Below are 11,734 nucleotides of genomic sequence, written 5' to 3'. Positions count from 1 at the left end.
CCCGGCGGTCGCCGTGCGGTGGTGGGCGGTGTGCAGCCGGGCCCGGCCCCGTGTGCCCGGTGGGGGGCTTTCGCACCACAATGGGCTCCCGGGACTCGACCAGCAGAACCGCTACACCGGGTTCAGCTTCGGGTTGCCGTCTTCGACGACGAACGACTTCGCCGTCTCCGCCGGGGCGTCCTTCTCGGTCACCTTCGCGAGCACGCGGTGGTCCGCGCGCAGCTCGCCCTCGGTGAACTTCGTGCGCACGTAACCCCGCCGGTCGGCGTAGAACTTCACGTGCGGGTTCTCCTTCAGCACGTCCTCGTTGCCGCCGCCCTCGCCGTCCCCGCCGCTGGTCACCGAGGTCGTGACGAACTCGGTGCCGACGGCGGGGGAGTCCGGGTCGTCGTGGGTGCGCTTGATCTCGGCGGCCCAGTGCCGGTGCACGTCACCGGTGAGCACGACGCCGTTGCGGACCGCGCTGTCGGCCATCGCGGTGGCGATCCGGTCGCGGTTGGCCACGTAGCCGTCCCAGGAGTCCATGCTGTACTTCTCGCCGTCGCCCGGGGTGCGGTCGAGCTTGGAGAAGAACACCTGCTGGCCCAGCACGTCCCAGCGCGCGGTCGTCTTCTGGAACCCGTCGAGGACCCACTTCTCCTGCTCCTCGCCGGTGAGCGACCGCTTCGGGTCCTCGCGCTCGGTGCAGCCGGACTGCCAGCCGTCGCCGCAGGCCTGGTCGTCGCGGTACTGGCGGGTGTCGAGCATGTGGAAGTTGACCAGCGAACCCCACTGGAGCCGCCGGTAGAGCTGCAGGTCGATGCCCGAGGGCTTCGCGGTGCTGCGCAGCGGCATGTTCTCGTAGTAGGCCCGGAAAGCGGCTTTCCGCCGGTCGAGGAACCCGTCGTCGGGCTTCTGCGGCGTCTCGTCGGCCCAGTTGTTCTGCACCTCGTGGTCGTCGAAGACCACCACCCACGGCGCGGTCGCGTGCGCCAGCTGCAGGTCCGCGTCGGTCTTGTACTGGGCGTAGCGCTGCCGGTAGTTGGCCAGGGTGCGGGTTTCCGGCCCCACCACCTCCCGCACGTCGCCGTCCTTGGCGGCGTACTCGTACTGGTAGTCGCCGAGGTGCAGGATCAGGTGCGGGTCGTCCTCGGCCATCCGGCGGTAGGCGGTGAAGTAGCCCTCGCCGTAGTGCGCGCAGGAGGCGAAGCACATGGTCAGCTCGCTGAGCGCATCCGGTGCCGGGGTGGTGCGGGTGCGGCCGACCGGCGAGATCTCGCCTTCGGCGCGGAAGCGGTAGAAGTACTCGGCGCCGGGCTGCAGGCCTTCCAGCTCGACGTGCACGCTGTGCGCGTACTCCGGGGCGGCGTCGGTCTCGCCGCTCTGCACGATCTTGGTGAACTTCTCGTCCTCGGCGACTTCCCACTGCACCGGCACGACCTTGTCCGGCATGCCGCCGTGGCCGTCGTCGGCGGTCGGCTTCGGGGCGAGCCGCGTCCACAGCACGACCCCGTCGGGCATCGGGTCACCGGAGGCGACGCCGAGGGTGAACGGATCGGCGAGGCGGGGGAGGCCCGCGCCGGGCGAGGAGAGGGCGTTGGCGAGCGCGGAACTGCCGAGCGCGGTGGCCCCGAGCGCTGCCGCACCACCGAGGAGCACGGCGCGCCGGCTGACCCGGCTGGATAACGGGACGGGGGATTCGTTCATCACTGGTCCTCCAAGAACGTTTCCGGCGTTCGGTCGCCGGAAACTACCGGACTGTGATGAGGTCCACGTGAATTTCTGACAAGACTGCCCCGTTCAGCCCAACCGGCTCAGCGTCGCTCGCGCGGCGACGCTGCTGCGATCGGGGAACTGCTGCTCGAAGTCGGATTCTCCGCCGTTGCCCGATGCGGCCGGCTCGGTGCACGAGAAGCGGCCACATCGGGACGGCCGGAGGTGATGATCAGGAACGTCGGGTTTTCAGCGCGGCCGGCTGGTCGGCTTCATTTCGGGCGCCAACCGGCTCGGGTCGGCGGGCCGGGTGGGCCGGGCGGTCGCGCGGGTCGGGGGCGACGTTCCCACGGCCGGTTCGCTGGCTTGGAGAGGGCTGGCATGCCTGGCAACTTAGGGCACACAACGCCACTTCCGTGCACCGCCTCCGGGATTGGTGAGGTTTCCCGCATGTCGATCTACCTGCGAAGATCACGCAGCGTAGATCATCTGTCACGACGTCCCAGGTGACGGCGCCGGAAGCCGCCGGAGTAGCGGTGCGAACCGGGACGAGCACGCCGGGTGGTCGCCCCGGTCCGCGGTTCGGGCATCGCGCCGACCTGCCGCTGAGGGGGTGCTGCGACACTCCGGCGAACGGGGGATGCGGGTGGTTGTTGAGCGTTGGCACTCTCGTCGGTAGAGTGCTAGCAGAACGGCGCCGCAGCGCCCCGGCACCCGCGACGGCGGGGAGCCACGGAGCCGTCTTAACCCAGACAACGCTTCGAAGGCCCCAGAAGGTGGAGGTCACACCGTGGCGAGCATCAAGCCGCTTGAGGACAAGATCGTCGTCCAGGCGAGCGAGGCCGAGACGACGACTGCGTCCGGCATCGTGATCCCGGACACCGCCAAGGAGAAGCCCCAGGAGGGCAAGGTTCTGGCCGTCGGCCCGGGTCGCGTGGACGACAAGGGAAACCGCATCCCCGTGGATGTCAAGGAGGGTGACGTCGTCATCTACTCCAAGTACGGCGGCACCGAGGTCAAGTACAACGGCGAGGAGTACCTGATCCTCTCCGCCCGCGACGTGCTGGCCGTCGTCAACTGACGCACCCACGCGCGAAGCAGTAGCCGCCCCGGCGGTCCCGACCGCGGGACCCCGGGGCGGTCCCATGTCCGGGGTGCGATGCCTCGGGACGTGGAAAGACCAGATCAGGCACCTGTGAAGGGCTGTTGCAATCATGGCTAAGCAGATCACCTTCGACGAGCAGGCCCGGCGCGCGCTGGAGAGCGGCGTCAACCAGCTCGCCGACGCGGTGAAGGTCACCCTCGGACCCCGCGGCCGGCACGTCGTGCTGGACAAGCAGTTCGGCGGACCGCAGATCACCAACGACGGCGTGACCATCGCCCGCGAGATCGACCTGAGCGACCCGTTCGAGAACCTGGGCGCCCAGCTCGCCAAGAACGTCGCCACCAAGACCAACGACGTCGCGGGCGACGGCACCACCACCGCGACCGTGCTCGCCCAGTCGCTGGTCCGCGAGGGCCTGCGCAACCTGGCCGCGGGCGCGAACCCGACGGCGCTGAACGCCGGTGTGCAGAAGGCCACCGACGCCGTGGTGGAGGCCCTCAAGGGCAAGGCCACCCCGGTCAAGGGCCGCGACAACATCGCGCAGATCGCCACCGTGTCCTCCCGCGACGAGTCGATCGGCGCGCTGATCGGCGAGGCGATGGAGAAGGTCGGCGAGGACGGCGTGATCAGCATCGAGGAGTCCTCGACGCTGGCCACCGAGCTGGAGATCACCGAGGGCCTGCAGTTCGACAAGGGCTTCATCTCCCCGCACTTCGTCACCGACGCGGAGCGCCAGGAGGTCGTGCAGGAGGACGCCCAGATCCTGCTGCACCGGGACAAGATCTCCAACCTGCAGGACCTGCTGCCGCTGCTCGAGAAGATCGCGCAGAACGGCAAGCCGCTGCTGATCATCGCCGAGGACGTCGAGGGCGAGGCGCTGTCCACCCTGGCGGTCAACGCGCTGCGCAAGACCCTCAAGGTCGTCGCGGTCAAGGCGCCGTTCTTCGGCGACCGCCGCAAGGCGTTCCTGGACGACCTGGCGGTCGCCACCGGCGCCCAGGTCATCGCGCCCGAGGTCGGGCTGAAGCTGGCCGAGGCCGGTCCGGAGGTGCTGGGCTCCGCCCGCCGCGTCACCGTGACCAAGGACACCACGACCATCGTGGACGGCCGCGGCAGCGCCGAGGACGTCAAGGACCGGGTGGACCAGATCCGCAAGGAGATCGAGGCCACCGACTCCGACTGGGACCGCGAGAAGCTGCAGGAGCGCCTGGCCAAGCTGGGCGGCGGCGTCGCGGTGATCAAGGTCGGCGCGGCCACCGAGACCGAGCTCAAGGAGCGCAAGTCCCGCATCGAGGACGCGGTCGCCGCCGCCAAGGCCGCGGCCGAGGAGGGCAGCGTGCCCGGCGGTGGGTCCAGCCTGATCCACGCCGCCAAGGTGCTGTCCGACGACCTCGGGCTCTCCGGTGACGAGGCCACCGGCGTGCAGCTGGTGCGCCGCGCGCTGGAGGCGCCGCTGTACTGGATCGCCAGCAACGCGGGCCAGGAAGGCGCCGTCGTGGTGGCCAAGGTCCGCGACCTCGACTGGGGCTCGGGCTACAACGCCGCCACCGACGAGTTCGGCGACCTGGTCCAGTCGGGCATCGTGGACCCGCTGAAGGTGACCCGCTCCGCGGTCGCCAACGCGGCCTCCATCGCCCGCATGGTCATCACCACCGAGAGCGCGGTCGTGGAGAAGCCCGAGGAAGAGGCCCCCGAGGCCGCCGGTCACGGGCACGGCCACGGCCACGGTCACTGACCTGACGAGTTCCGCGGTGCGGGTCGGCTGAACGACCCGGCCCGCACCACAAGAACGCCAAGAGATCGGGGCGGCACCCAGCGCGGGTGCCGCCCCGATCTCCGTGTTCCGCTCCGCCCGGAGCCGAATGACGCCCCTCGTGGTCATTCGACTCCGGCGACCGGGGCTCCGACCGCCCCGATCAGCACAAGCGGGTCAGCTGGCCGCGACCGCCAGCTGCTGGCGCTTGCGCGCTTTGATGATCACTTCTCGCTCCGACTCCGACAGCCCGCCCCAGATGCCGTACGGCTCCTGCACAGCCAACGCGTGGGCGCGGCATTGAGCGATCACCGGGCAGTGCTGGCACACCTCTTTTGCCTTCGCCTCGCGCCGAGCTCGCGCCGGACCCCGCTCGCCGTCCGGATGAAAGAAGTACGCGCTGTCCATGCCTCGACAAGAACCTCGTATCTGCCAATCCCAGATATCGGCGTTCGGTCCTGGAAGACGTCGAGTGTCTGCCATTGCGACAACCACCTCCCACCGGTGGATCCCCTCCCTGCTGCGACGGGCCCGCCGCAGCCTCGCATGATCCGACCGTAGAACCGCGCCAAAACTTGTTCAACCCTTATCGCGCCAAAACTTGTTCATCATTGGAGTGATCTTTCGGCAGCGTGATCGAGAACCGACCGGCTTGCCCCGAACGGGCGGGAACCGGAATATGTCCGCGTGACGACGCGGCCGGAACCATCTCCAGGGGAGGACACCCCCGTCCCGATCGACGATTCGGGGCGACCGGCCACCTCGGACGGCGCCGGAGCGGACGACGAACCACGGCTCAGCGTCGCGGCGGTGGCCCGTCGCCTCGGCGTCGCACCCGCAACTCTGCGCACGTGGGACCGCCGCTACGGCTTGGGCCCCAGCGACCACACCAGTGGCCGGCACCGCCGCTACGGACCCGCCGACATCGCGCGGCTCGAGCAGATGCAGCGCGCTCTGCTGCGCGGCGCTTCGCCGATGGAGGCCGCCCGGTACGCGCGCACGGTCGCCGCTCCGCCGCCGCAGCGCTCGCTGGAGGTCGCGGAGCAGCCCGAGGATGCCGGCAGTGGCCCCGTGCTCCTGTCCGGTGTTCTGGACGGCGGCAACGACCTCAAGCTGGTCGGCGGCTCCAACACCGGTGGCCGGGGCCTGAAGCTCACCGGCGCCGGCCCCGAGGCCCGAGGGCTGGGGCGGGCGGCGCTCGCGCTGGACTCCTGGTCCGTGCAGCGGCTGCTGATCGAGGCGATGAACGCCGACGGCGTCGTCGCCGTGTGGCAGAACATGCTGCAGCCGGTCCTGCGCGCGGTCAGCGAACGCCGCCAGCGGTCCGGATCCGGCATCGAAGTGCTCCAGCTGCTGGTCGACTGCGCTTCCACGGCGCTGCGCTCGGTGATCGCCACCGCCCCGGCGCCGCTCAACCCGCGTCCAGTGGTGCTCGCCCCGGCGCCCGGCGAGGCCCAGGAGCTCGAGCTCGTGGCGCTCGCCGCCGCGCTGGCCGCCAACCGCGTCGGCCACCGCCTGTTCGGTGCTTCGCTGCCCCGCGAGGGCCTGGCGGCCGCTGTGCGGCGCTCAGCACCCGCCGCCGTCGTCCTGTGGGCCGACCAGTCGCACTACGCCTCTCCGCGGGTCCTGGAGGACATCCCGATCACCCGGCAGCGGGCTCGTGCGTTCGTGGCGGGCGCCGGGTGGTCGCCGGAGGCGCTGCCCTCGCACGCGGAACTGCTCGGCTCGTTGGAGACGGCTGTGGCGCGTGTTTCGGAGACCGTTCTGGGCTGAGTTGAGGCTCATGTGACACAAGTCACACCGATCGGATGAGGGCGCGTTCTGGGGTTCCTGCGGACGGGCGAAATTTCGGCCACAACGATCAGCAATCGGGTGAATACTGCAGGTATGACGGGTGACGGGCGACTGCACGGGGTAGTCGCCGTCCGCCTTGCTCCGATCCGGTGAACCCCGCTCGGATGGGTTGATTGCGAAATTTCTTGACGGATTAAGCACCGGATCGTGTCAAGGTTTTGGCCCCTGCGTCCGATAGGGGAGGTGGAACGTCACTCGCCTGCAGGAAAGGAGTTCCCGTGACGACGGTCCTGATCTGCGATGACCGACGTAGCGTCCGGGAAGGGCTCACTCGTGTGATGTCTGCTGTCCCCGGAGTGAGTCGAATAGATTGCGTCGCGCATGGTGACGAGTTGCTGGCCCGCTTCTCGCGGCAGGCCGTGGACGTCGTGCTGGTCGGTACCCAGCGCGCCGTCCCGAACGGTGTCGAGGCGACTCGACGGCTCGTCTCGGCGCACCCGCAAGCCAACGTGATCGTCTTCGGTGCACCGGACGACGCGGCGAGCATCGCCGCGGCGATCGCCGGTGGGGCCCGCGGATACCTCCGCTGGGACGCCTCGAGGCCGGAGCTGGTCGCTGCGCTGGCGCACACGCTGGCGAGCACTTCGGTGCCCGCTCCCCGGCAACCGTCCGACCCCGGTGTCCAGCTGACGGAGCGCGAGCTCCAGGTGCTGCGGGGCATGAGCCAGGGCAAGAGCAACGGCCAGATCGGCCGCGAGCTCTACCTGTCGGAGGACACCGTCAAGACCCACGCGCGCCGGCTGTTCCGCAAGCTCGGCGTCCGCGACCGCGCGCAGGCCGTGGCGCACGGCTTCCGCCGCGGCCTCGTCGCTTGATCCGTTAGATCGCCGGTGCATCGGCGGGCGACCCGAATGGCCGCCGGTGTTCGACGATGTTGGCCTCGCGCGAGCTGACGTTACGGAAGTGAGTGTGGCTCGCGTCACCGTCCAGTTGTCCGGAACCGCGCCCGGACGGGCGGAGTGACGCGAGCCATAGTCCTGCCGGAGTCGGCCGATAGCGGGCCGAACGGCGATAGGCGGCAAATCGGTTGAACACCGCGAAATGCCGCCGGATCTCTTCGCCCGTTCTCCCCGGAACTCATCGCCCGTTCCGGGGAAGATCTCGATGACCAGGTGAAACGCCATTTCGTGAGGCGTCTGGTAGATGTGGACGGGTGACTACGCCCGCCCTTGATCTCGACTCCCTGTTCATCGAGCACTCCTCTGCCGGTACGGTGAGCTCGGCGCGGCGTGCGGTGCACGCGAAGTCCGCCGGGCAAATCCGAGTCGCTTGAACGCGTAACACCAGGGCTGCTGTCTGCGATGACCAACGTGGGGGACGGGCTGGACGCTCTTGTAAGCGCCGCCGTCGACGGCGATCGTCAGTCGATCGAGCGCTTGCTAGCCGAAATCCGTCCTTTGGTGGTGCGGTACTGCCGCGCCAGAGTCGGACGAAACGAGAGGTCGTTCGCTTCGGCGGACGACGTGGCCCAAGAGGTGTGTCTCGCGGTGCTCACCGCGTTGCCCTCCTACAAGGACCAGGGTCGTCCTTTTCTGGCGTTCGTGTACGGCATCGCCGCGCACAAGGTGGCTGATGCGCACCGAGCGTTGGCCCGCAACCGCTCCGAACCCGTGGCGGACGTTCCGGACACCCCGGAGTCCGAAGCCGGTCCGGAGCAGCGGGCGATGCAAGGTGAGCTCTCGGGCAGGATGGCGCAACTACTTCGCGTCCTCCCGGCCAAGCAGCGGGAAATCCTGCTGCTCCGGGTGGTCGTCGGGTTGTCGGCGGAGGAAACCGCCGAAGCGGTCGGTTCTACGCCGGGCGCAGTACGCGTGGCTCAACACCGCGCGTTGGCCCGGCTGCGAAAGACGCTGTCCGCGGAGGAGGTGGTCTGAATGGCTGAGCGGAAGGGGCCCGAGGGGGAGCAGGCAGGACGCGACCCGATCGAGTCCGGCCAGCACGAAGACCGTTCGACCCGGGCGGACGAGCGGGACGTGGCTCCCGCCGAGGAGCCCGCAGACGAGGGAACGGAACTGATCGACAACCATCGGGATTCCGACTCGGGCGAGTCCGAAACCTCCCGCAGCGACGCTGACGCGGACGGCGCCGCGGTGCTCGCCTTCCGCCAGCGCGCGGAAGACGGGGACGACGCAGGCGACTCCGGTGAGCTGGTCGACCACGACGACCTGGACGAGCCGATCGACCTGGCAGCGCTGCAGGACGACGACGCACTGCTGGACGCGCTCGGCGGGACCAACCCCGACGTGGCGGTCCCGGCGGAGGGCGAACGTCCCAGCCTGGAAGCACTGCTGGTGGCCTGGCGGCAGGACGTCGACTCCTCGCCGATCGGCGATCTGGTCGACGTGGAGACCGCTGCCACCGCGATCTCGGAGGGCACGCGCCCGCGCCGGCGGCTCAAGCGGCGGCACCTGGTGCCGGTCGCGACCGCGGCCGCGGTGCTGATGATCGGCTTCACCGGTGTCGGCGTGGCAGCTCGTGACGCGCAGCCCGGCGACATGCTGTGGGGCGTCGCGCAGGTCCTCTACTCCGACCACACCCGCGCGGTGGTGGCCGCGAGTTCGGCGCGCGAAGACCTCAACAGCGCGGAGAGCGCGATCGAGCGCGGCAACCGCTACGAGGCCCAGGCCGCGCTGCAGGCCGCGCAGCAGCAGATGCGCGGTGTCGACGACGAGCACGGTTTATCGGACCTGCGCGCCGCGCACGCTTCGCTGACCAAGCGGATCGACCAGGGCGGGGAGCCGCCGACCAGCAACGAGACGCTGCCGGTGACGACGCCGCCGAGCTCGACGCAGTCGCCGTCGCAGCCGCCGCCGACCGAACCGTCGGACAGCTCGTCGCTCCCGCCGACCTCGTCGACCCCGTCGGAGACGACGACCTCGCCCAGCGAGACCAGCGGCAGCTCGGAGACGTCGAGCAGCTGGAACAACGGGCTGTTCCCGCACAACAGCAGCAGCGGCACCAGCAACCCGTGATCGGCTGAACGCAGAAGAGGGGCTCCCGCGGGAGCCCCTCTTCTCGTACGCCTGGAACGCGCCGGTTCAGCGCGTCGTTTCGCTCTCCGTGACGCCGTCCGCGTAGCCGCGGCAGTACTCCCACGTCACGTACTCGCTGGGATTCGGGTCGAAAGCGGGCTCGTGCGGGCGCATCCGGCCGTCGTGCAGCAGCTGCTCGAGGCTGGCCCGCAGCAGCTCCCAGTCGTGGTAGTGGCATTCGCCGCAGTCGGCGCAGTCCACCACGATGCCGCGGATGCCGCGGGGCTCCAGCAGGGCCTGGTAGACGGCGAGGTCGGTCAGATCGGCGAGCAGCTCGGCGCGTTCCTCCTCGCCGAGTGGCGGGCCGTCGTCGGCGTCGTGATCATCACCGAGTGCCATGCTCGGATCTTCCGGGTCGCCCGCGAACGGGTCTGGGGGCATCGGATCGTGCGGCACGGCCCGCACGGTACCGGCTGCGTCCACCTCGTGGGGCTGTCGGGGCGCAGTTGGCCACGCCCGAGACTGCTGCCGGGTGGCGTGGCGCACGACTGCCAGGGCGCACCAACCGCTTCCTGACCTGTGGTCTCTATCATTGGGGGAATCCCCGAAGCCGATGTCGCGTTGTCGTACTCATTCCGTCGACGACGTGGTCGCCGAGGACAATCCAGCCGCATTCTCCGGTTTGTGGACCGTAGCGTGAAGGAAGGCACATCCCTCGCCATGACCAGCGAACTCACTGCACCCGGCCTCCCCTCGAAGTTCGCGACTCTGGGTCTGACCTTCGATGACGTGCTCCTGCTGCCCGACGAGTCGGACGTCATCCCCAGCGGAGTCGACACGTCCACGCAGCTCTCCCGCAACATCCGGCTGCGCATTCCGCTGCTGTCCGCCGCGATGGACACCGTGACCGAGGCGCGGATGGCGATCGCGATGGCCCGCCAGGGCGGCGTCGGCATCCTGCAGCGCAACCTGTCGGTGGAGGAGCAGGCCTCCCAGGTCGAGGTGGTCAAGCGCTCCGAGGCGGGCATGGTCACCGACCCGGTCACCTGTTCCCCGGACGACACGCTCGCCGAGGTGGATGCGCTGTGCGCCCGCTTCCGCATCTCCGGCGTCCCGGTGACCGACCCGGACGGCACGCTGGTCGGCATCATCACCAACCGCGACATGCGCTTCGAGGTCGACTTCACCCGCCGGGTGCGCGAGGTGATGACCCCCGCTCCGCTGATCACCGCGCAAGTCGGCGTCACCGCGGAGGCCGCGCTCGGCCTGCTGCGCCGCAACAAGATCGAGAAGCTGCCGATCGTGGACGGCGCGGGCAAGCTGCGCGGCCTGATCACGGTCAAGGACTTCGTCAAGACCGAGCAGTACCCCGACGCCACCAAGGACCCGGACGGCCGCCTGCTGTGCGGCGCCGCGGTGGGCGTCGGCGCGGACTCGCACGAGCGCGCGATGGCGCTGGTGGACGCCGGTGTCGACGTGCTGATCGTGGACACCGCGCACGGCCACTCCCGCGCCGTGCTGGAGACCGTCGCCACGGTGAAGAAGGAACTGGGCAACTCCGTCGACGTGATCGGCGGCAACGTCGCGACCCGCGCGGGCGCGCAGGCGCTGATCGACGCCGGGGCGGACGCGGTGAAGGTCGGTGTCGGGCCGGGCTCCATCTGCACCACCCGCGTGGTCGCCGGCGTCGGCGTGCCGCAGATCAGCGCGATCTACGAGGCGAGCATGGCCTGCCGCCCGGCGGGCGTGCCGATCATCGGCGACGGCGGCATCCAGTACTCCGGTGACATCGGCAAGGCCATCGCCGCCGGTGCCAGCTCGGTGATGCTGGGCAGCCTGCTGGCGGGCACCGCCGAGGCGCCGGGCGAGCTGGTCCTGGTCAACGGCAAGCAGTTCAAGGTCTACCGGGGCATGGGCTCGCTGGGCGCGATGCAGTCGCGCGGCCAGGGCAAGTCCTACTCCAAGGACCGCTACTTCCAGGACGACGTGCTCTCCGAGGACAAGCTGGTGCCGGAGGGCATTGAGGGCCGGGTGCCGTTCCGCGGTCCGCTGTCGCAGGTCGTGGCGCAGCTCGTCGGCGGTCTCCGCTCGGGCATGGGCTACACCGGCTCGACCACGATCCCGGAGATGCAGGACGCGAAGCTGGTCCGGATCACCGCGGCGGGGCTCAAGGAGAGCCACCCGCACGACATCACGATGACGGTCGAGGCCCCGAACTACACCGGCCGCTGACCGACCCCGACCAGGCCGCCGCACCGGACGGGTGCGGCGCCGAGTTCGCGATCACGCTGCTCCGGGACGCCGGCCGGACCGAACCTGAACTCGCCGACTTGTACCGGAAGGCGCGAGAAGTGGCCG

General features: G+C 69.9%; 10 protein-coding genes. 7 read left to right on the top strand and 3 right to left on the bottom strand.

What is annotated here, in order from left to right; translation table 11 throughout:
- Positions 1-111: 111 nt before the first annotated feature.
- Entirely contained in the window at positions 112-1,686 is a 1,575-nt protein-coding gene (locus tag ABTZ89_RS27200; protein WP_351049814.1) for an alkaline phosphatase D family protein, read from the bottom strand.
- Positions 1,687-2,482: 796 nt separating this feature from the next.
- Here ABTZ89_RS27200 and groES point away from each other — a divergent pair.
- Complete coding sequence (gene groES, locus ABTZ89_RS27195) at positions 2,483-2,773, top strand: co-chaperone GroES (protein WP_010316109.1); 291 nt, start codon at positions 2,483-2,485, stop codon at positions 2,771-2,773.
- Positions 2,774-2,906: 133 nt separating this feature from the next.
- Entirely contained in the window at positions 2,907-4,532 is a 1,626-nt protein-coding gene (gene groL, locus ABTZ89_RS27190) for a chaperonin GroEL (RefSeq protein ID WP_270947695.1), read from the top strand.
- 195 nt (positions 4,533-4,727) lie between these two features.
- Here groL and ABTZ89_RS27185 read toward each other — a convergent pair whose 3' ends face one another.
- Complete coding sequence (locus tag ABTZ89_RS27185; RefSeq protein ID WP_093155089.1) at positions 4,728-5,033, bottom strand: WhiB family transcriptional regulator; 306 nt, start codon at positions 5,031-5,033, stop codon at positions 4,728-4,730.
- Positions 5,034-5,237: 204 nt separating this feature from the next.
- Here ABTZ89_RS27185 and ABTZ89_RS27180 point away from each other — a divergent pair, with 204 nt between their 5' ends.
- The 4 genes from ABTZ89_RS27180 to ABTZ89_RS27165 all read left to right on the top strand — a co-directional run bounded on the left by ABTZ89_RS27180 (position 5,238) and on the right by ABTZ89_RS27165 (position 9,376).
- Positions 5,238-6,323 carry a MerR family transcriptional regulator gene (locus ABTZ89_RS27180; protein WP_270947696.1) on the top strand — a complete coding sequence of 362 codons (1,086 nt, stop codon included), beginning with the start codon at positions 5,238-5,240 and terminating at the stop codon, positions 6,321-6,323.
- A gap of 299 nt (positions 6,324-6,622) precedes the next feature.
- Entirely contained in the window at positions 6,623-7,219 is a 597-nt protein-coding gene (locus ABTZ89_RS27175) for a response regulator transcription factor (RefSeq protein ID WP_029536209.1), read from the top strand.
- Between the two features lie 486 nt (positions 7,220-7,705).
- Positions 7,706-8,278 (top strand): sigma-70 family RNA polymerase sigma factor, encoded by a 573-nt coding sequence (locus tag ABTZ89_RS27170; RefSeq protein WP_093155087.1) that lies wholly within the window; start codon positions 7,706-7,708, stop codon positions 8,276-8,278.
- A complete protein-coding gene (locus ABTZ89_RS27165; protein WP_351049809.1) occupies positions 8,279-9,376 on the top strand; it encodes an anti-sigma-D factor RsdA in 1,098 nt (365 codons plus the stop codon).
- Positions 9,377-9,442: 66 nt separating this feature from the next.
- Here ABTZ89_RS27165 and ABTZ89_RS27160 read toward each other — a convergent pair whose 3' ends face one another.
- Positions 9,443-9,817 (bottom strand): DUF5319 domain-containing protein, encoded by a 375-nt coding sequence (locus ABTZ89_RS27160; protein WP_270954604.1) that lies wholly within the window; start codon positions 9,815-9,817, stop codon positions 9,443-9,445.
- A gap of 279 nt (positions 9,818-10,096) precedes the next feature.
- Between ABTZ89_RS27160 and guaB the strand changes: the two genes are divergently transcribed.
- The gene (guaB, locus tag ABTZ89_RS27155) at positions 10,097-11,608 is read left to right on the top strand and encodes an IMP dehydrogenase (protein WP_270954598.1); all 1,512 of its coding nucleotides are present in this window, start codon (positions 10,097-10,099) and stop codon (positions 11,606-11,608) included.
- Positions 11,609-11,734 lie beyond the last annotated feature (126 nt).

Source organism: Saccharopolyspora sp. NPDC002686 (assembly GCF_040295745.1).
Lineage (GTDB): Bacteria > Actinomycetota > Actinomycetes > Mycobacteriales > Pseudonocardiaceae > Saccharopolyspora > Saccharopolyspora oryzae.
Note: the sequence above shows the minus strand (reverse complement) of the source record. Positions and strands in the feature narration are given on the sequence as shown.

What these genes read in the sequence shown, in the direction of transcription:
- ABTZ89_RS27200 (WP_351049814.1), bottom strand. Translation starts at nt 1,686, where the DNA reads ATGAACGAATCCCCCGTCCCGTTATCCAGCCGGGTCAGCCGGCGCGCC.
- groL (WP_270947695.1), top strand. Translation starts at nt 2,907, where the DNA reads ATGGCTAAGCAGATCACCTTCGACGAGCAGGCCCGGCGCGCGCTGGAG.
- ABTZ89_RS27185 (WP_093155089.1), bottom strand. Translation starts at nt 5,033, where the DNA reads ATGGCAGACACTCGACGTCTTCCAGGACCGAACGCCGATATCTGGGAT.
- ABTZ89_RS27170 (WP_093155087.1), top strand. Translation starts at nt 7,706, where the DNA reads ATGACCAACGTGGGGGACGGGCTGGACGCTCTTGTAAGCGCCGCCGTC.
- ABTZ89_RS27165 (WP_351049809.1), top strand. Translation starts at nt 8,279, where the DNA reads ATGGCTGAGCGGAAGGGGCCCGAGGGGGAGCAGGCAGGACGCGACCCG.
- ABTZ89_RS27160 (WP_270954604.1), bottom strand. Translation starts at nt 9,817, where the DNA reads ATGCCCCCAGACCCGTTCGCGGGCGACCCGGAAGATCCGAGCATGGCA.
- guaB (WP_270954598.1), top strand. Translation starts at nt 10,097, where the DNA reads ATGACCAGCGAACTCACTGCACCCGGCCTCCCCTCGAAGTTCGCGACT.